This is a genomic window from Pelagibius sp. Alg239-R121, assembly GCF_947331435.1.
Lineage (GTDB): Bacteria > Pseudomonadota > Alphaproteobacteria > Kiloniellales > Kiloniellaceae > Denitrobaculum.
On the sequence record NZ_CAMZOF010000007.1, the window covers coordinates 268,264 to 287,833 of the forward strand.

Annotated in this window: 19 protein-coding genes and 1 pseudogene; 10 read left to right on the forward strand and 10 right to left on the reverse strand. The window is 56.1% G+C overall.

Features of this window, described 5'->3' with window-relative positions:
* Positions 1-35 precede the first annotated feature (35 nt).
* Positions 36-1,508 (reverse strand): hypothetical protein, encoded by a 1,473-nt coding sequence (locus tag QMZ18_RS23025; RefSeq protein ID WP_282608710.1) that lies wholly within the window; start codon positions 1,506-1,508, stop codon positions 36-38.
* 190 nt (positions 1,509-1,698) lie between these two features.
* Between QMZ18_RS23025 and QMZ18_RS23030 the strand changes: the two are divergent.
* The 3 genes and pseudogenes from QMZ18_RS23030 to QMZ18_RS23040 all read left to right on the forward strand — a co-directional run.
* Positions 1,699-1,992 (forward strand): annotated as a pseudogene (locus tag QMZ18_RS23030) (PfkB family carbohydrate kinase); the annotation flags it as partial.
* 311 nt (positions 1,993-2,303) lie between these two features.
* Positions 2,304-2,930, forward strand: a complete 627-nt coding sequence (locus QMZ18_RS23035) for a hypothetical protein (protein WP_282608711.1) — start codon at positions 2,304-2,306, stop codon at positions 2,928-2,930.
* A 346-nt stretch (positions 2,931-3,276) separates the two neighbouring features.
* Positions 3,277-3,699: a PAS domain-containing protein gene (locus tag QMZ18_RS23040; protein WP_282608712.1), complete on the forward strand. Its 423-nt coding sequence runs from the start codon at positions 3,277-3,279 to the stop codon at positions 3,697-3,699.
* A gap of 57 nt (positions 3,700-3,756) precedes the next feature.
* On the opposite strand, the gene QMZ18_RS23045 is transcribed toward QMZ18_RS23040, so the two are convergent.
* The 5 genes from QMZ18_RS23045 to pcaQ form a co-directional block, all read right to left on the reverse strand.
* Complete coding sequence (locus tag QMZ18_RS23045) at positions 3,757-4,005, reverse strand: hypothetical protein (RefSeq protein WP_282608713.1); 249 nt, start codon at positions 4,003-4,005, stop codon at positions 3,757-3,759.
* A gap of 76 nt (positions 4,006-4,081) precedes the next feature.
* Positions 4,082-4,690 (reverse strand): RNA polymerase sigma factor, encoded by a 609-nt coding sequence (locus tag QMZ18_RS23050; protein WP_282608714.1) that lies wholly within the window; start codon positions 4,688-4,690, stop codon positions 4,082-4,084.
* A gap of 268 nt (positions 4,691-4,958) precedes the next feature.
* Entirely contained in the window at positions 4,959-5,864 is a 906-nt protein-coding gene (locus QMZ18_RS23055) for a LysR substrate-binding domain-containing protein (RefSeq protein ID WP_282608715.1), read from the reverse strand.
* Positions 5,865-6,210: 346 nt separating this feature from the next.
* On the reverse strand, positions 6,211-7,386 hold the full coding sequence (gene pobA, locus QMZ18_RS23060) for a 4-hydroxybenzoate 3-monooxygenase (RefSeq protein WP_282608716.1): 1,176 nt from the start codon (positions 7,384-7,386) through the stop codon (positions 6,211-6,213).
* 157 nt (positions 7,387-7,543) lie between these two features.
* Complete coding sequence (gene pcaQ, locus QMZ18_RS23065) at positions 7,544-8,476, reverse strand: pca operon transcription factor PcaQ (RefSeq protein WP_282608717.1); 933 nt, start codon at positions 8,474-8,476, stop codon at positions 7,544-7,546.
* A 151-nt stretch (positions 8,477-8,627) separates the two neighbouring features.
* Between pcaQ and pcaD the strand changes: the two genes are divergently transcribed.
* The 6 genes from pcaD to QMZ18_RS23095 are packed head-to-tail and all read left to right on the forward strand — an operon-like array spanning position 8,628 to position 13,324.
* Positions 8,628-9,446 carry a 3-oxoadipate enol-lactonase gene (gene pcaD / locus QMZ18_RS23070; RefSeq protein ID WP_282608718.1) on the forward strand — a complete coding sequence of 273 codons (819 nt, stop codon included), beginning with the start codon at positions 8,628-8,630 and terminating at the stop codon, positions 9,444-9,446.
* Positions 9,439-9,855: a 4-carboxymuconolactone decarboxylase gene (gene pcaC, locus QMZ18_RS23075; protein WP_282608719.1), complete on the forward strand. Its 417-nt coding sequence runs from the start codon at positions 9,439-9,441 to the stop codon at positions 9,853-9,855. Before pcaD ends, pcaC begins: the two co-directional genes overlap by 8 nt.
* On the forward strand, positions 9,852-10,559 hold the full coding sequence (gene pcaH, locus QMZ18_RS23080) for a protocatechuate 3,4-dioxygenase subunit beta (protein WP_282608720.1): 708 nt from the start codon (positions 9,852-9,854) through the stop codon (positions 10,557-10,559). The genes pcaC and pcaH overlap by 4 nt, the downstream gene beginning before the upstream one ends.
* A 3-nt stretch (positions 10,560-10,562) precedes the next feature.
* Positions 10,563-11,153: a protocatechuate 3,4-dioxygenase subunit alpha gene (gene pcaG, locus QMZ18_RS23085; RefSeq protein WP_282608721.1), complete on the forward strand. Its 591-nt coding sequence runs from the start codon at positions 10,563-10,565 to the stop codon at positions 11,151-11,153.
* Positions 11,154-11,173: 20 nt separating this feature from the next.
* Complete coding sequence (pcaB, locus tag QMZ18_RS23090) at positions 11,174-12,514, forward strand: 3-carboxy-cis,cis-muconate cycloisomerase (protein WP_282608722.1); 1,341 nt, start codon at positions 11,174-11,176, stop codon at positions 12,512-12,514.
* Between the two features lie 27 nt (positions 12,515-12,541).
* Positions 12,542-13,324 carry an ATP-grasp domain-containing protein gene (locus tag QMZ18_RS23095; RefSeq protein WP_282608723.1) on the forward strand — a complete coding sequence of 261 codons (783 nt, stop codon included), beginning with the start codon at positions 12,542-12,544 and terminating at the stop codon, positions 13,322-13,324.
* A gap of 48 nt (positions 13,325-13,372) precedes the next feature.
* On the opposite strand, the gene QMZ18_RS23100 is transcribed toward QMZ18_RS23095, so the two are convergent.
* From QMZ18_RS23100 to QMZ18_RS23110, 3 genes are read right to left on the reverse strand one after another with little or no spacing between them, the layout of a single operon-like run.
* Positions 13,373-13,972: a 2-hydroxychromene-2-carboxylate isomerase gene (locus QMZ18_RS23100; RefSeq protein ID WP_282608724.1), complete on the reverse strand. Its 600-nt coding sequence runs from the start codon at positions 13,970-13,972 to the stop codon at positions 13,373-13,375.
* Positions 13,973-14,021: 49 nt separating this feature from the next.
* Positions 14,022-14,633, reverse strand: a complete 612-nt coding sequence (locus tag QMZ18_RS23105; RefSeq protein ID WP_282608725.1) for a TetR/AcrR family transcriptional regulator — start codon at positions 14,631-14,633, stop codon at positions 14,022-14,024.
* Positions 14,634-14,663: 30 nt separating this feature from the next.
* Entirely contained in the window at positions 14,664-15,521 is an 858-nt protein-coding gene (locus QMZ18_RS23110; RefSeq protein ID WP_282608726.1) for a crotonase/enoyl-CoA hydratase family protein, read from the reverse strand.
* Between the two features lie 260 nt (positions 15,522-15,781).
* Here QMZ18_RS23110 and QMZ18_RS23115 point away from each other — a divergent pair, with 260 nt between their 5' ends.
* The gene (locus QMZ18_RS23115; protein ID WP_282608727.1) at positions 15,782-16,795 is read left to right on the forward strand and encodes an asparaginase; all 1,014 of its coding nucleotides are present in this window, start codon (positions 15,782-15,784) and stop codon (positions 16,793-16,795) included.
* 9 nt (positions 16,796-16,804) lie between these two features.
* Here QMZ18_RS23115 and QMZ18_RS23120 read toward each other — a convergent pair whose 3' ends face one another.
* Positions 16,805-19,366 (reverse strand): patatin-like phospholipase family protein, encoded by a 2,562-nt coding sequence (locus QMZ18_RS23120; RefSeq protein ID WP_282608728.1) that lies wholly within the window; start codon positions 19,364-19,366, stop codon positions 16,805-16,807.
* Positions 19,367-19,570: the final 204 nt, after the last annotated feature.

The following is a 19,570-nucleotide window of genomic DNA, read 5'->3' on the forward strand; positions in this document are numbered from 1 at the left end:
ACACCCTCCCTTCCCATTCTTGGGAAATTAGAACCCTAACGGTGCAATTTTGAATAGGTTAATCCAATAAAAAGGCTTGCAGGGGCAGCGGCAACCGAGAATAAGCTTGGCAAACCTCCTTCTATCAGGCCTTGAATGGTCATGGCTAGATACACGGCAGCCGGCAAAACGACATCTGTAGGACCGACGCTTTGCAAGTTGATCGATCGCAAAACTGCAGGAAAAACAACAGCGGGAAGGCCTAAGCAAATGAAGACGAGATTTTGATCATTTACAGAGAAAAAAACTGCAGCCCAAGTCGCCGCAAAAACCAAAAAAAATGACATTGCAGTTATCGCCAGCATCCTCGTTTTATTCATTTCCCAGCGGCGTAACGAGTTTGTTTTTGCGCAAAATAGAAACAGGCGTTTCAACGCAAAAAACTGATTGTCAGAGGTCGAAAGCATGGCGGCAAGCATACCCAATACTAAAACTGGTAGCATGAAAGCGGACACTCGAACGATTTCAATGACCTCAACAACAGATGTTGCTGGTCTGCCAATTACGACCGGTACAAGCATTCCTACAAGCACAAGTAAAAGCCAGACAGGGATCGCGTATACAGTGGCCCGAAAAAGTCGCGAAGCAGCAAGATTTTGATGTTTCTTATCGTCAGAGAACGCTGACATTCGAAGCCAAAGGTCGTCACGACCGATGTGGTAAATAGCATTAACTGAAAAAATGTTTAGAATAAAAAAACAAAGAATGATCGGATCATTCTGTGGAGCCAATTGAATCGATTTTACTACATTGTCAATGTTGCCAGATGTGTTGTAAGCGAGCCCAATAGTTACGACGGCGACAACCGCGACAGATAGAATTATGAATGGCCAGTACAATGCATCTGTTGCGATAACACCTTGCATACCAAAACGAAGGACAAACTGCACAAGAAGAGCGGTTAAAGTTCCGGCGATAACGCCGATATGGATTGCATGTTCAGGTGAAAAGCTAATGCCAAAAACAACACCGGCAAATACAGATGACAATATTTTTATTTCCAGCCAAATTACTGCTGATATATTTATTATGGACAGTATTTTGACAAATCGAGTTGTAGTGATACCAGCGTTTGCTCCAACCAATGCTGCCATAAGTCCAATTGACAGAGCTTCCCGGCCTTTGCGTTCTTTGCTGATATTATTAGTGGCTTTTTTAGCTAGTTTCTGACCGATGAAGCCACCAAGTGGAAACGCAATTAGTGTCGCGAGCATTGCGAATCCAAAATAAGGGTATTGAAGCAGAAAGAATATGTAAACAGAAGCAAGGGATGTAAGTGTGCTTCCAACTGTCGAGTAAAGAAAAAAATTACTCGATCTAATTTGTGGATCTATACTTATATCGCTAGGATTGTTTGTCTGGTTACGTTTGATTTTCAAAGCGATGTTTAGTACATAAGCTCCGCCAAACAAAAATGACGATGTAATAATCAAAACAGCCGATGATAAAATTGCTTCTAGTGCTGACATTTTGATTTCCCCACAACCAAATAGTGTCGTTTGCACTTAAAAAGAATCATATTCTCTTTAAGGGTAAAATGCGTCTATAAGAAGATTAAACAGTATCACGATAACGCAATACGTGAAATTGTAAATTGAGGTGAGGTGATTTTGCCTCTCTCTACGGGGGCAATCTGAGTGTAGAGAGGCCTGCTGCCGCGAATTGCAGGAACATCTGGACTGCGAAAACGTGGTGCTGACCCTCAGCAAGGACGGCGTCGCGTTGCTGGACCGCGAAGGCAATTTCGCCATGCTGCCCGCCATGATCCGCTTCGTCCATGACGCGGCGAGCGCAGGCGACACGGTGGTGAGCGTGCTGGCTGCGGCTATGGCTTCGGGCGCTTCTCTGTTCGAAGCTGTGACGTTGGTCAACCTTGAGCTGTTTGCGTTTAAGTCGACTCAAAATCCGCTGCCTCTCAACCAGCATGCTGCTGCTTTCGAATGCAGATTTTAAGAACCTTTTGGTTTCAGAAAAACACAAACCGCTATAGCCGGTGGCGTAATCTGTGAGAAGGTCGGTGTTCAGCCGGTCACCGTTGAGGAGACCCGGCTGGCTCTGGGGTACTTTGCTGATGGAATGGCGTAGCGGCGGCGATAGGTGGGGTCTCGTCTCATACTTGTTAGGTATAGCGGGCTCCTGCGTTGCACGCTGTGATTGCCGAATCTTATGCCGTATCATGTTTCTGGAGTTTCCCCGTAACGGGAAACTCAGCGATCCTGCAAGCGCGATGATCGTGGAGAGCAGGCTTTCGGGGAGAGCAAGCCATGGCGATCAGTCTCAATGAATTCGATCTCGGCCGGGATCGCGAGATCTGGTATCCCAATCTCCAAACCTGCCTGGGTTTTACCGTGGTGCTGGACGATGGCACGCTGCTGGGCACGCATATGACCGCGGGCACGACGCTGCGCGTGATTCAATACACCTGCGAATACTTCGAGCAGCAGCGAGGAGCAGCCAATATCCTCAGCATGCTTCTGATTGGCAATATCAGCGATTGGAACACGCATCGCGAATCCCTGCTGCGCACCGGTGGCAATCTGCGTGAGACCCTCCGCGCCGCGATGAACACGGATTGCGTCATCTACCAATACGATTCAGTCTGTGCCGAGTCCGGCGGTATTGGGGCCGCGGCACATCTGCGGCACAAAGGCGGCGCCCATCCCTATCCCGATGTCGAGCTGGTGAAAGAGGGGGATTGGTCATTCTTCATGAACTTCGACCCGGGACATGCGGCCGTACAAAACCTGGAGATCAAACATGTGTACGTGCCGAGCATCCTGGCGGCCCAGGCCGGTGCGATACACGGCGTGCAGGCGCCGCAGATCGTGAGGATGGTGCGTGCGACCGGTGATAAAACCGCGATCGAAGAAGGTGAGATGGAGAGGACGTAGCTCCACTGGATGGCGGCGGCAGTCCGTGACAGCGGTCTTACACCCTCGGATCCATCTGGAGGATCTTCGCAGAGCTTCTGTAGATCCAGTTCGCAGGTATGGCCTGCAGGCCGTTACCCTGTGCCAGGCAGGCGCGGGCGGATGAGGATTGCCGGGTTCGCCGGGTTTGCCTGTGTTCTGGTACCGATTGAAACGATGTTTTTTTACCCTTTTATTATATTCTTCGGCTAAGTTATTTCTGTTGTTGATTGTGATAGACCTGAAGTAAACCGCGATGCGGCGAATAAATCTATCTGAAGTTGAAGAAGTAAATCCCGTTTTTATTATGGCGAATTATTTCTTCCGGATGCCGCGTGTTGTTTGTCCGCTGGCACCGCTCTGGTCGGATTTTGACCCCATGGCGGTGCCCAGCGTACTGGAATGGATGGTCGTGCTCGAACGGCGGGATGAGAGCCTGGAAGGGCATGTTGTCCGCTTGATGGGCGAAAGCGTAAAAAATCTCTTTGCCTCGAATATGACTGGACAGAATCTGTCGGAAGCCCTGAGCGACAAGGACCTCGCGAAACGCTGGCAGGATCTAAACAGTGTCGCGGAGGCACGCGAGCCTTCATTTCATGTGAGCAAAGTGCCGGTCAAGGCGCGAGAGTTTATCTCTATTTGCCGCGGCTGCTTTCCTTTCTGTGACGAAAAGGGAGCTATTGTTCGCCTGGTCATCGTCGCCGCCCCGACCGGCGATAGCGGCTTTCTGCGCTTCAAGCGTTCGGGCTAAAGCCTTGCCGACATTTGAGTGCGGTGCTGGAAGGGGCGGTGACGGGCGTGCCGCGTCTTATGTTTGTGGCCCGACCAACAGGATTTTCGCCCGGCTTTTATAGGCTTCGTTTGCTGGCATTACCCGCACCCCATTCCCATACTCCACACAGGCACATGCGGGCGGCATGTCCTTGGGGCAGAGGTTGAGTTTGCTTTCGCTCGACCGCGCCGGGGCTGTGTTCGCATCCGGAATCGGTTTTGCGACTTCTTCTGCTTCTGGTGCAGTGCTGGAGAGAAGAAGCAGCATCACAAGGGTGTACTTCATGACAGTTTCTTTGTCGTTTCAGGTCATGATCATCCTGCTGCCTTATCGCCTACCCTCCAAATAACCATTTCGCGCGTCAGCCCGCTTTTCGCTTGGGTTCGACCGCCTGCCGTTCGGCCGCAGTCCTTATTTCCGCCAGCTTTTGCCGTGCATTGGCCAGGCGGCTCATGACGGTACCGACCGGGATGGCGAGCGTGGCGGCGGCTTCGGCGTAAGTCAGGCCTTCGACGTAGACCAACAGGATCGTGCTGCGCTGGGCTTCGGGCAGTTTGGTCAAGATCTGGGCCAGAAAGATGTGGGTCTCGAGTTTTCCGTGGCTGTCGCTGACCAGGACTTCCCTGGCATCGACGAAGCCGCCACCCCGTCGAATACGTTCAGCGCGCAATTCGTTCTTCCAGAGCGAGGCCATGATTGAGAAAGTCCAGCGATCCAGACGCGTGCCGGGTTGAAACTGGGTGCTGCGCTGCAGGGCGCGCAGGCAGGTTTTCTGCACCAGATCGGCCGCGGTCTCCTCGTCGTGAGACAACACCATGGAGAAGCGCCAGAGGCGGGTGAGAAGCCGGGGCAGCCCGGTTTTGACAGGATCGGGACCCGACGCAGAAGACGCGTTACGTTTGGCGGAGGATACCCTACTTTTAGCGGGTGTAGGGATACGTGAGTCAATTGTTTCGGTTTGTGGTTTCATCGGTCATTTGCCAGCGGTGAATGAGGAAGCCCGGAAACCGCTGCTCTCCAATTTGCTTCTGTCGGATCTCCTGGAAACTGCGCAGAGTCGCGCTGTCTTCGGGTTGATCAGGGCAAGCCGGTTGGTGTGTCCACGGGACAAAAGTCTCCCGCGGGATGAGACGAAAGAAACGCCGTTAACACACTAAATCTATGAAGCGACTCAGCGTTTGGGTATTGCCGAAATTTCTATAGGGTTATACGAAAATAATTGAACTGCCCGCCGATCGCTAGGCTTTAGAGCTTTGATCCTGCAGCGAGATCTCCAGTTGCGAGCGAAGCCAGGCTTCGAAAAGTTTTACGCTGCGCGATTTCTGCACGTGACGGCCGACCACCAGCCAATAGGACAGGCCGGTCGAATAGCGGCCGGGTAGAGGGGCCACCAGGCGGCCCATGGCCAGCCCGTCAGCGGCGAGCGTTTCCCACGCGAGGAAGACGCCCTGGCCGGCGACGGCGGCATCCAGACAGAGCGAGCCGTCTGAAAATGTCGGGCCGTCACCCAGAAGGGACTCGTCGCGTCCATTGGGTGCCAGCCAGATATTCCAGCTGTAGACCTGGCCAGCGTCACGAATGATAGGCAGGTGGCGCAGGTCGTCAGGCGACTTGATCTGCTCCGCGAGAGCCGGACAGCAGACCGGAAAGATCCGCTGATCGATCAGTTTCTCGGCTTTAACGTCGCTCCAGCCGCCTTTGCCGACCCGGATGCAAAGGTCGACGTCCGAGAGGTTGGGGTCGATCAGCGCAACCGTTGCATCGACTCTTACCCGGATGCCGGGATGCTTCTTGTAGAAATCCTTCAGACGCCAAACCAGCCACTTACTTGCAAAAACCGGAGCAACCGAGACCGTCAGGCTATCCTCGCGGCTGCGCTCTGCCAGCGCGACGGCCGCCGAGAGCTCAGCCATCCCGCCGCTCAGATGCCGCAAGACTGAGTCGCCGTGGGTGGTGAGCACAAGGCCCTTTGGGCGGCGTTCGAAGAGATCGCGGCCGAGCTGCAGCTCGGTTTTCTGGATCTGCTGGCTGACGGCGCCGGGAGTTACGCCCAGTTCTTCGGCTGCAGCACGAAGGGAGCCCAGGCGCCCCACCGCCTCAATGGCGCGCAAGCCACCCAGGTTGATGCGGTTCAGGTTTTTCATATAGCAACGCTATATCATTGAATAGAAAGGATCGATAGAAATTAGCATCTAAGCAGGCTTATGTTTTAGCCATGCTAAATTTATACCATACCCTCAAAAGACTGATATGCCGGCCATTTTCCGGTAACCAAAATCAAATTGAATACCTCTGCCACTCCTGGTGGCGCGACCCGCTGTCCCACCCAGACCTGAAAAAAATGTCGCTGGATCAACTGGCCGATTTGCCTTTCGATCCTGCGGCCCTCAGGGACTGCTCCGAGTAATCCCGAAAGCCCAATCAACGGCTCAGAGGACACTGTGGTTGCGACGACAAGCCGATTGGATACTTGAGCCAGGCCGTCTGCCTTCACTCGTAGGGCAGGCCCACATAATTCTCCGCCAGTGCTGTAGCGGCTGCGGGCGAAGAGGTGACGTAGTCCAGCTCCGCCTGCTGCAGGCGCTGTTCATAGGGACTGCTTTCGGGGAAGCGGTGCAGCAAGGATGTCATCCACCAGGAAAAACGCTGGGCCTTCCAGATACGGCGCAGACATTGTGCTGAGTAGCTGTCGATCAGATCATTGCTGCCGGTCTCAAAAACGGCTGTTAGAGCGCGTGACAGGAAGTAGATATCCGAGGCAGCCAGATTGAGGCCCTTCGCACCGGTCGGCGGCACGATGTGCGCGGCATCGCCGGCCAGGAACATGCGGCCGAAGCGCATCGGCTCGGCAACGAAACTCCTTAGAGGTGCAATGCTCTTTTCGATCGAGGGGCCGGTCACCAGACGTTCAGCAATGTCCCCTGGCAGGCGGGACCGAAGCTCGTCCCAGAAGCGGTCGTCGGACCAGTCGTCGACATTCTCATCGGTGGCGCATTGGATGTAATAGCGGCTGCGCGTCGGCGAACGCATGGTGCAAAGCGCGAAGCCGCGTTCATGATTGTTGTAGATCAGTTCGTCATGGACTGGCGGGGTTTCACAGAGTAAGCCGAACCAACCGAAAGGGTAGGCGCGCTCGAAGGTTTTCAGGGCCGTCTGCGGCACGGACCGCCGGCTGATGCCGTGAAAGCCGTCGCAACCCGCAATGTAGTCGCAAAAAACTTCATGCTCGATACCGTCTTTGCGGTAGGTCAGGCGTGGCTTGTCGCCGTCGAAATCGTGAGGTGTCACATCCTCGGCTTCATAAACCAGTTGTCCACCCAAAGCGTTGCGCGCATCCATCAGATCCTTGGTGACCTCGGTCTGACCGTAGACCGTAACCACGCTGCCACCGGTCAGGCCCTTCATATCGATGTGGCGGCGCTTCCCGTTAAAGGCCAACTCTATGCCGCCGTGGAGCAATGCTTCGCGGTCCAGTCGCTCGCCGACCTGCGCGGTCTTCAGCAAATCGACAGTGCCCTGCTCCAGAACGCCGGCGCGGATGCGGCTGAGCACGTACGCACGGCTTTGCCGTTCAAGGACGACGCTGTCGATCCCCTTGAGGTGCAGGAGTTGCGAAAGCAGAAGGCCCGCCGGGCCTGCGCCGATGATACCAACCTGGGTACGCATTATCGCTCGTTTTGCCGTTCTTGTTTTTTTGAGGGCATCGCTACGCCTGGCAATTTCTCTTCCCGTCTAAGAATGTTCAGCAGGAAAGACGTAAGTCTGACCGAACCAATTGGTTATGAGAAATGAATTTATCGGCTTTATCCATAACCAATTGTTGTCAGGATGCGCTTTTCTTTCTCTGGTTGTCAGGTACCTCCCGAATGGCCTGCATCAGCATCTGCACAGCGAGGCCAGGAGGGGAATCGACCCGGGTTGTGAGGCCTACGGGGCCGAGCGTGTCGGTCGTATCGACCGGCAGCTCGACGAGGACGCCATCGTCGATGGAATCGGCGGCAACACCCCGGGAGATGATCCAGATTGCATTGGTTGTGCGCGTATAACTCCGGCCGAAGGCCATGGAAACAGTCTCGATCTGGTCTTCCGGAACGCCGATGCCGCTTGCAATCAGAAAGCGGTCGACGGCAGGCCGGATAATGGAATCTCGGGTCGGCATAAGGACCGGGAAAGACAGGATTTTTGCCAGGTCGAAAGTTTTGTCGGCGAGCAGCGGATGGTCAGGCCTGACGACGAAGGAGACGCTCTCTGAATAGAGATGCTCGAACGATAACCCGGTCATCAGCTCAGGCTCACCCAAGCGCCCCACGACAAGGTCAAGCTCACCGACCCGTAAGCGGGATACGAGATAGCCGTTCGGGCCGGTGACGATCCGCACGATGGTTTCTACTCCGTCCTTTTTAAATGATTTCACCGCCGCCGGCATGACCAGGGCCGCAACCGTGGGAAGAGCACCGACTGTGATGGTCGCGCCATCTTTTGCGCGCGCCTGAGCGATGCTGTCCACGCCCTGGCGAAGGGCAGTCACGCTGGCACCGGCGTAGCGGAGGAAAACTTCACCGAAACGCGTGAGTGCAATGCTGCGCTTGCTGCGATCGAAGAGTTGGACGCCAAGAGTTTCTTCAAGTTCGCGCAGAGTTTTGGAGACCGCAGGCTGAGTGACCGACAGCGTGTCAGCTGCCTTTACCACGCTCTTCTGGCGCGAAACCTCCAGAAAGCATTGCAGGTGCCGGAATTTGATGCGCCGGTCGATCATTAATGTAACTCGATTATATATGACGAAATGGTTATGAAACAGGCTCAATATATAAATTTACATAACCAGTTCAAGTGCGCATCTTATTGTCGTGGAAAGACCGTTGATTGGCGCTAACCTTGAGACTGGTTCAAGTTGGAGAGAAACGAAAATGAAGTTCGCAAAGATCAATGGGATCGTTATTCACTACGACGATCATGGTTCGGAAAACGCGACAGGCGCGGTGCCAACGCTGGTGTTCTCGAACTCGTTGGGCACAGACTTTCGGGTCTGGGAACGTCTTGTCGTGCGTCTTCGCGATCTTATCGAGCGGCCTCTGCGAATTGTGCGCTATGACAAGCGCGGTCATGGCCTCTCTGAAGCACCTGCTGACCCTTACGTCATGAACGATCATGTCGGCGACCTTGCCGCGTTGCTGGACCACCTTGAGATCGAGCAGGCCGTTATCTGCGGTCTATCGGTCGGCGGGATCATCGCCCAGGGACTGACGGCCAGACATCCCAGACGAGTCAGCGGATTGGTGCTCAGTGACACGGCGCACAAGATTGGGCCACCTGAAATGTGGAATGACCGCATAGCCAAGATCCGCGCAGGTGGGATCGAAGCACTAGCGGAGCCCATCCTTGAGCGTTGGTTTTCAAACGAACTGCGCCATAACCAGCCGGATGAATTGGCGGGTTGGCGCAGTATGCTCGTGCGTACGCCGGTCGCGGGTTATCTGGGCACCTCGGCAGCGATCCGCGATTCCGACATGACCGAGGCAGCACAGTCGATTGCGGTGCCGACTCTCTGCGTGGTGGGCGATGAAGACGGCTCGACACCACCGGATCTTGTGCGGGAGCTTGCCGGCCTGATTCAGGGGGCGCGTTTCGAAGTGATTGAAGGAGCTGGGCATCTGCCCTGCGTCGAGAAGCCGGACGTTCTAGCAGAATTGATGAGCGGTTTTCTAAAGGAGAACAATCTTGTCTGAAAACCGATATGCGCAGGGGATGAAGACCCGGCGTGCGACCTTGGGAGAGCGTTACGTGGACGGCGCCGAAGCGAGAAAATCTCCTTTCGACGAAGCCTTTCAGCGTTTCATTACCGAAGGAGCCTGGGGCTCGGTCTGGTCGCGTGATGAGATTACGCCGCGCGAGCGCAGCATGGTGACCATAGGTCTTCTGGCTGCGATGGGGCATCGCGACGAACTTGAGTTACACCTTCGCGCAACCCGCAATACAGGTGCAACAATGGAAGACGTAAAGGAAGTGCTGCTTCAGGTGGCCGTCTATGCCGGCGCGCCGCCGGCGAACACAGCGATCAAGATTGCCAAGGCAACCTATGCGGCTCTTGAGGCTGAGGAGGCTGCAGCGGCAAAAGAAAAGCAGGGTGGGGCATGAGCGAGAATCGCGCCTTTAAATCTCGGGACTGGGACAGCCATCCCGCCTATCTGAGTTCTGAGTATAAGTCGACGCGCCTGCGCAGTCCGACCAAGCCGCTGGTGCCGCTGGTGCAATCTCTATCGGAGATCACCGGACCGGTCTTTGGGCAGGAGAGCGTTGGCCCACTGGACGATGATCTGACAAAAAACGGGGTCACCGGCGGCGAGCCACTGGGTGAACGCATCATTGTTGCCGGGCGGGTGCTGGACGAGGACGGGCGGCCTGTTCCGGACGCCCTGGTCGAGGTATGGCAGGCCAATTCAGCTGGGCGTTACATTCATGCTGTGGACCAGCACGACGCGCCGCTGGATCCTAATTTCTTTGGCGGCGGACGCTGTGCCACGGATGCCGAGGGGCGCTATTTCTTCAAGACCATCAAACCGGGCGCTTACCCTTGGGGCAACCACCACAATGCCTGGCGACCCAATCACATTCATTTCTCCCTCTTCGGACCCAGCTTTGCGACCCGTTTGGTGACACAGATGTATTTTCCCGGCGACCCATTGCTGGATCTCGATCCGATCTTTCTGGCAACCCCAACTGCGGCACGCAGCCGCTTGGTGGCGGACTTTTCGCTCGATGTTACGGAACCCGGCTTCGCGCTGGGGTATGTTTTTGACATCGTGCTACGCGGCCGCAACGAAACGCCGATGGAAACTTGATTGATGAAGAAGAAGCAAACGCCGTCGCAGACGGTTGGGCCGTTCTTCGCCTACGGTCTAACGCCCGAACAGTATGACTATGACCTGACATCCATCGCGGTGCCTGAAGTCGGTGGTCAGGATGTGGAAGGAGAGCGGATCCGGATCGAAGGACAGGTTTTCGACGGTGAGGGAGCGCCGATTGGCGATGCCATGATCGAGATCTGGCAGGCAGATGCGGCCGGTCGCTACGCGCACTCCGCCGATGGTCGTGGTTCCAATGCAAACTTCACCGGATTTGGACGGGTGGGGACGGGCACCGATCCGCAACAGCGGTTTTTCTTCGAGACGATTCGACCCGGTGCAGTTGGGAACGGTCAGGCGCCTCATGTCAATGTCGTGGTCTTTATGCGAGGCATGCTCAGCCACGCCTATACACGTATCTATTTTCCTGAGAATGCAAAGGCTCACGCGAGCGATCCTGTTCTGTCGTCTGTACCCGCTGAACGGCGAGAGACTTTGATCGCGCAGTTGGACGAAAGTGGAGCGATAAGAGTCTACCGGTTCGACATTCATATGCAGGGGCCGCAGGAGACAGTGTTTTTCGACGTTTGATTTCGAGTTAAGCTCCGCCGATGACAGTTAGCCCCTTCGATTCTCTTATTTATGGTTCGCTGCTTTCGGACCGTGACGTTGCCAGTCTGTTTGACGATCAGGTCTATGTCGACAACATGGTCCGTTTCGAGGCTGCTTTGGCGCGCGTACAGGGCCGGTTGGGGATCATTCCAGGCGGCGCCGCTGAACAACTCCACGAGACTTTGGCGCAGATCGACTTGCCGGCTGCAGAACTGGCGGTTGGGACCGCCGATGCAGGCGTTCCGGTGCCGGCTCTGGTCGCGGCCTTGCGAAAAAAGATAGACGGGTCCGCCGCGCAGTATCTGCACTGGGGAGCCACCAGCCAGGATGTTATGGATACAGCGTTGGTCCTGACACTGGCACGTACGATCAAGCTCCTTGAGCTGCGACTCGATAAAGTCATCGAAAGTCTAAAGGTCCTGGCGGACCAGCATCGTGAGACGGTGATGGCGGCACGCACCCGCTCGCAGCAGGCACTGCCGATGACGTTCGGCTTGAAGGTGACGAGCTGGCTCGGACCGCTTCAACGGCATCGGGTGCGTCTTGACCAACTGCGTCCACGGTTGCTTGTCGTTCAGTTCGGCGGGGCGGTCGGTACGCTTTCTGCGCTGGGTGGGCGCGGGTTGGAAGTGATGGAGGCCTTGGCATCGGAACTGGACCTGAATTCACCTGGCGTACCCTGGCAGGTGCAGCGCGACGGCCTCGCGGAATTTGCCGGCTGGTTGTCGCTGGTCTCGGGAAGTCTCGGTAAGATGGGACAGGATGTCGTGCTGATGGCGCAGTCCGAAGTTGGCGAATTGCGCGAAGGCGGGCAGGCGTCGGGAGGGGGAGGCCGCGGCGGCTCCAGCACGATGCCACAGAAGTCCAATCCTGTATCCAGTGAAGCGCTGGTGACCGCGGCGAAGATGAATGCCACCCTGCTGCCCGCGGTGCACCAAGCTTTGTTGCAGGAGCATGAACGCGGCGGTGCAGCCTGGCAACTCGAATGGCTCACGTTGCCGCAGATGGCGGTCTGTACGGCGGTGTCGTTGAAACACGGCCTCTATCTGGCGGAAAACCTGGAGGTTGACGCTGTGCGGATGCGGGCAAATCTGGACAGGTCCAATGGTCTGTTGCTGGCTGAAGCTGCAACTTTCGCGCTGGCCGAGCACATGCCACGCCCCGAAGCGCAAGCTCTGGTCAAGGAGAGCTGTGGGGCGGCACTGGCGAGTGGACGGCACCTGATGGATTTGCTGGCCGAACGTAGCGACGCACCGGTCGATTGGGCGAAGGTCCGGGATCCGGCCAATTATCTGGGGGTGACCGGCGAACTGATCGACCGGGTAATCAAGGGCGGCTAACCGCACTTGCGATGTCAGAGGCCAGGCGTGAACAAGCCACTTTGGGTCGTGCAGGATAATCTCGGGAACGGCGAAGACTACGTACGTTTGCTGACTGCTTTTGACTCCCTGAATCTGCCTTATCACCCGGTGAGCATTGTCCCCTTCGCAGATGACTTCCCGGACGTGGACTGGGAAGGTCCGCTGGTGGCTTATGGTTCGACGCGCTTCGTCACCAATGTTCATCGCGCGGGGAAATGGACGCCCGGCGTCTTTTTCGACGAAGACGCCTTTACCATGGGCCAATACATCGAGCGCTATGGCGACAGGGTTCTGAACGCGGCCGGACAGCTCACGACGATTGCTGAATTCTCTGCACGGGATTATCAGCCGGGAGAGGTTCTCTTCGTCCGCCCTGATCGCGATCTGAAGGAGTTCGAGGCGCGAGTCTCCGAAGTGGAGGCGCTCGGCGCGTGGTTCGTAAAAATCCGGGATGATGATTTCGAGTTGAAGGCCGATACCCCAATTCTCGTGGCAAAACCTCTTCAAATCGAAGCCGAGTGGCGCCTTTTCATGGTGAAGGGACGATGTGTTGGCGGCAGCTGTTATCGAACAGCGGGGTTGCTGGATATCGCGGCGCCAGTACCAGAGGAGGTCACGGCTTTCGCTGAAAGCATGGCGGACATCTGGTCGCCGGCGGAGGTATTTGTGTTGGACATCGGTCTGGTCGCAAATGATCTAAAGATCATCGAAATCAACTGTTTCAACAGTTCCGGATTCTACGCCAGCGATGTCGAGACGATTGTGCAGGAAGTCTCGAACGCGGTCTGATTGAAAGCTGGCATCGGCAGGATCATGCGGTGAGAGGAGAGCGCTCTATCAGACAAGTGCTCTATCGAGAAATTCCAGGCGGTCTTGGCCCCAGAAGATTTCCCCGTCCGGGAGAACGTAGCTCGGTGCACCGAAGACTCCCGCTTGAACCGCCTCAGAAGTATTTCGGTCGTAACGCGCAGCGGTCTCCTCAAATGAAGCGGCACCGGACTCCAGTGCCGCGGGATCGAACCCGGCACGTTGAGCTGCGGCGGCAAGTACGTTGGCGTCGCCGATATCCTCTTCGCGCGCCCAGACGGCCCGCCCGATTTCAGTCAGCAACGGCAAGGCGTTCTGATGTGAATCGGCGGCGCTGAGCAACAATCGCACAGCGGGCAGATGGTCGGCGCCGCTATGTGCCGGTTGCAGGTTAATTGGGACCTTAAGCAGGTCACTCCAGCGTCTGAGTTCCATCAAACGATACGCCTTGCGTTCAGGTGCGCGCTTGGGAAGCGGCAGTCCGCCAGTCTGAGAGAAGATCTCATGGAACTTTGCCGGCTTTATATTGACGCTGCAGTTTTTCCGGAGGGCGATTTCCTCGAGCCTTGGGTTCCCGAGATAAACCCACGGTGAGGTCACGCTGAGGTAATAGTCGATGTGTGTTTTCATTCAACCAGCCTGCCGCAATCGGACATCGGCGAGCAATGGAAAATTGGCTTCAGATCTGATTGACGTAATCTGCGAACAGCGCAGGTGCCCGTTTTTTGAACAGCCGAAGTCGCCCGGTCTGCTCCAGGATCAATAGTCCTGTTGCCTGGGCGATAGCTGATGCGGTTGTACCTGCAGGGTCCGGTTTACCGGCTGTCGCAAAGGCTGCCTCGACCAGGTCGAACACCTCTCGGAGTTGCTTGTTCAGCGCGCGGTTCAGTTTGCTGCTCAGTCCGGCGGGTTTCATGCCGCCGAAGAGATAGAGCCCCAAGGCGAGATCATCAGGATTTGCATGGTAGTGGTCGAAAAAGGCCTGCAAGGCCGCGCGCGCTTGCCTGCTTGTCTCGGGTTCCCGTAGAACCGCAGCGGCGACCCGTTCTTTCAGGACTGACAATGTCCGCGAAAGGACCGCCGCATAGAGCTCTTCCTTGCCTTCAAAATAGGGATAGATCGCACCAGTCGTGCAACCTGCCTCGGCGGCGATAGCGCGCATGGTTGCGCCCTCCAGCCCCATGTCGCTGAAGACCCTCTTGGCGGCTTCGACCAGGAGGTTGGTGCGAACATCGCGCATGGCATCGGCGCGACGACGGCGTGCCCTGCCGCTTGCTTCTGGATAGGTCAAGGCCACAACCTCGCTGTTGAAGCCTTGTGATTATGTGGGATCATGAAAAGGCTGGTCGGCGGTCCAGTCGTAACTGCCGGAATCGCGCTCCTGGACGGCTTGTTTCCAGCCTACGGTTTCTGCTCGGTTCTTAAAGTTGACACCCTCCGGGCTGTGTCGGGTGATGCCGTCGAAAACAGTCGCCATCATCTGGGTGTTGCGCAGGCCCATGGCTTCGATCGCCTGGTTGATGACCAGTTTGTGCATCATCAGCTGATTGACCGGTACGTTGCAGATACGGGTCGCGAGTGCTTCGACTTCCGCGTCCAGATCTGCCTCTGGCACGGCTTTGTGGATCAGGCCCATGCGTTCGGCCTCGCGCCCACTGATCCTGTCGCCGGTAAAGAGCATACGCTTGGCGCCTTCGGCACCCAGGCGGTACACCCACATGGCAGTTGTCGGGCAGCCCCAGACCCGTGCCGGCATATAGCCGATCTCTGCTGTTTCCGACATCACGACCAGGTCCGAACAGAGTGCGATGTCCGATCCGCCGGCCACTGCGTAGCCCTGCACCTTGCAGATCACCGGACGATGGCTGCGCCAGAGAGACATAAAAAGCTCGGTGTTGCGCATCATGAAGGCGTAATCCTTCATGGGATCCCAGGGCATCTTCTGAATGACGTCGTTGGTGTCGCCGCTTTCGGCATAGGCTTTCAGGTCGTAGCCTGCGCAGAAGGCTCGTCCTGCGCCGCTCAAGACAATAACGTGGACGTCCGGATCGGCGTTGGCCTCGGTGACGCGGTCGGCAAGTTCCTGTGGCAGATCCCCGTCGATGGCATTCAGAACCTCGGGGCGGTTGAGAGTAATCCGGCCGATCCGGCCGTTTTTTTTGTAGAGAACCTTGGGCATGAGCAAACTCCTAACACAGCCGTCGTCGCAACCTGTTATCTCCAACTAACTGTATAATAACAGTGTTATATTTTTATGTATATTGTTACGTCGATTAACCTGAGACGTGCCTGCATAAACAATCTGTATCTGGAAGCCGGCAAGGCTTTGTCGTTGCCGCGCCCAAGTTGGCCTCGACTAGAGTCGGCGTGTAGTTTGATTGCGGCACACGCCACTCGGACAGACCCATTGAAATCATCGCAGGCCATAAGGAGGACACCGTGGGAGAGAGGAAAGATCGTCCCAAAGTGATTGTCATCGGGACTGGCGGGACCATCTCTTTTGATGGCAGGCACGGTCTGGATACATACGAATATATGGAATTCGGCACGCGTCACGATATCGATACGGTGCTGACCAGGTTTCCTGAGCTTGATGCTATAGCGCAAATCGAAACGGTTTCCTTCCGGACGCTATCGAGCGCGGCGGTTTCTCCGTGCGACTGGATCGACCTTGTGCAGAAAATTCACGATCTGGCGGAAGGAGGCGGGGGGCCGGACGGCTTTGTCATTACTCACGGCACGGCGACCCTGGAAGAGACTGCATATTTTCTGAACCTGACCTTGAAGACATCGATCCCTGTCGTTCTGGTTGGCGCTCAGAGGCCGAAGAATGCCTTGGGGTCGGATGCCGGCCCCAATTTGGTGAACGCGGTTCAGGTCGCGGCGTCACCGGAGGCGCGTGCCCTCGGTGTTCTGGTCGTGCTGAACGAGGAGATCCAGGCCGCGCGTGAGGTGACCAAGACTTCCACTCACCGGCTCGAGACTTTTCGCAGCCCGGATCTGGGGATGCTGGGCTACGCGGATGCGGACGGCCGGGTCGCTATATACCGGCGTCCGGCGCGCCGCTATGCACCGGATTGCGAGTTCGATGTTTCCGGTCGGGACGGCCTGCCGCGAGTCGACATTGCGGCGACATATGCTGGCGCCGACGAAGCCGCTATTTCGGCCTTTGTGGCCGCGGGGGCGCGTGGGATTGTGATGTCGAGTGTTGCACCCGGCCTGGTCACGCCGCAGCAACGCGACGCCTTAATAGCTGCGCGATCAGAGGGCGTGGTGATCGTAGAAAGCACGCGCGCCGGCAGCGGCCGCGTGCTGCGGCGTACCTCCATGCACGAGCAGGGTATTGTCGCTGCCGACAACCTGAACCCGCAGAAAGCCCGGGTGCTGACCATGCTGGCCTTAACAGTCACGGACGATCCCGAGCGGATCCAGGTAATGTTCGAGCTGTATTGATCACAGATATCATTCCGGATCCGGGGTAGCAGGGCGCTGCTCCCAAGATTGGAGCGTGTTCATGGCGACGTTGTAACCCAGCGCGCGATAGCATTCGAATTGTCCTTCGTCGAAAAACTGATCGCCTGTCGATTCGTGTGGGAAGGCAGGATGTTGCGCCTTGTAATGCGCGATATAGGCGCCATCGTCGAACAGCATATTGTCGTCCCGGTAAGGCGAGGTGGTATAGTTTTCCTTGTCCAGTGTTGCTTTCAAATTGTTGTCACCTAGCAGTGATGACTTGAGGTAAATCAGCTTGCCGATGCGGCCATTGGGATAGCGGATGGTGCCGACTGCGTGGTGCTGCTCGCCCCTGCGGATTTCGTCCAGGCCGGAGACCTGGATCTTGATTCCCATATCGATCTGGATCATCCGGATAACCTCCGCAAGCCCCTGGAACTTCAGCTCGGGATCGGCCTCACCGTCGCCGGCGATGATCAGGCGGCACTGGCGCCGAACCAGTTCGTAGACGCCGAGGTTCTCAATGTGTCCGCCGTCGGACAGGTTGATGTACTTGCTCTTTGCAGTGTTCATGCCGAACATCTCCGCTAGAAGATACATCGGTCCAACCCGGCTGATGGCGCCCATGGGTAGATCTTTGAAGAAACGGACGTTTTTCATGATTTCGGGTTTTGGTCGCAGTTTTGCCGGGTTCGGCAACCAATAATTCAGGCGGACATTCAGCATGGCGAGAATGAAGATCAGCGGTTTCACCGTGATCTTTCCCATATTGGGAGCCGCAGCAGCGCCTGAGATCGCCATGGCCGTCGCGAGATCGACGTGACGACTGGCGTCTTCCATATCTCTGGTCTTGCAGTATCCGGTGATGTCACCCCCGATAAACCTCTTGCTGAACATGAAGAAGTCGCCACGGCGTCCCGACTTATAGCGGTCTTCGGTTTTCTTAAGATTCAGCAGAGTGTTGATTAGGTGGTAAGGGCCGCGCTGGGTGTTGAGTTCCGAGAGCTTGACTTTGTCGCTATGCACCACGCTGTAGTCGGAGAGTTTTATCCGGTCATTCGAATCGTCGGCAGGATGGCCGCCCTCCGGCTTTACAATTGTGTCAGGTTTTTTCAGGCCGATGATGTAGGCCTTGCTTAGGCGGTCACGGTAGAATTTGTGGATGCCGGTAAAATTTACGTCCACTGTCCAAAGCGTATAGATCCAAAGGATGACTGCGGGAATTCCGTAGTCCGCGAGCCGCTCCGGGAGATCCCATCTTGTTTCCGGTGTTCTCGTGCCTTCCCAGTCGATGCCTTGTTCGCAAAGGTAAAGGTACAGGAGCCAGAAGAAGGCGGCGCCGAGGGCGCCGAGCGCATAGAAGGCCAGCTTGCCGTAAAACTTTGTTAGTTTGGGTAGGAGCTTGTCTGCAAAAAGTGTGGCCAGGGTTCCGAATACGCCGGTACCCGTCGTAAACATCTCCAGCTTCGACCAGCCTTGCTGTTTCGCTTCGTGGACGAGCTTGATTGCAACTGGTTGCAATTCGACGAAGGCAACCGCTGCAACCACCACGATGCAGAGGCCCAAAAATCGGCCGAATTTATTCCGTAGAGTCCAGTTCGAATCAGTCCCCAGTTTCCACTTCTGACCAAGCATGTGGATACCGGGGTAGAGGGCAAAAAACAGGACGAGGAGGACGACCAACAGTTTGGTCACAAGGAAGTTGTTGCCAAGCGACTGAACCCACCAGTCGCCGAAAACGGCTCTTACCGTATCCTCGAGTGTTGAGACGTTCAAGCTGGCCCCTGTTGGCTTGATCCAGATCGTGAGCAGCGCCGCCGCGAGCAGATAAGGCAGGATCACTAGAAAATTGACGACGATACCGCGTAGCAGGATTGCCGGGATGCGCAGTACGTCCCGTAAGCCGTTGGGGGCCAAGTAATTCGCGTTGTCGCGCAGATGCCGGAAAACACTGGGTTCTAGCCTGCCCTGTTCGTGACCGAAAATTTCATTTAAAGGCTCCGCAGGCAGATCCTTCGTCACCTCGTCACTTGGGTCATCGCTATCTGGAGATTCGTCACTTTCGGCATTGGCGTCCGGACTTTTATCATTCTGGTCTTCGCTGCCCTGTTCTGCTGCGGGGGATCTCTCAACCGACGCCAGGGTGGAACTGATGCAGGAGCCGATGTACCCGCCGCCCGAGACCGTCGAGAGATAATCGACGCACCTGAAGAGCCCCATCTTCTTCAATGCCTGCATCACACCGAGGTTATAGGTTGCAGAGCGAATGCCGCCGCCGGAAAATGCCAAACCGACAAGCCCCCTATGCTGCACCGCTTTGACTTTTTCGTCCTCTTCGTCCTCTTTCCACCGGCGCTCGTTGTCTTCGTCGTTCAGTTCTTCAATGACCTGAGCGAGGACATTTGAACGGGGTGTGTCCGCTGACATGAGATGATCAAAGTCGGGCAATCCGTTGCCGCGCGCGTCGGTGAATCCATTACGAGAAATCAGGCGTTTGCGGACCAGCTTCAACTCCTCGGGATAGACGTCATCCTCGAAGCTGACGGTCTTGATCGTGCTGCCTTCAAACATTTTTTCCCCCATGCAGGCGTACAAGCCCTGCGTAATACCCGTGCTTTCAAATTTATTGTCGCGATTTTCGTCTGTGGCCGACGCTTCGAATCGCGTCAGCCGGGTATGATCTCGAGAATGGGCAAGTTTATGGTGTGTCGTTCCGCATATGCAACTATCAAGCGCTGTGTTACCAAGTAATCGTTCGAGGCCGGGAGTTTTCGG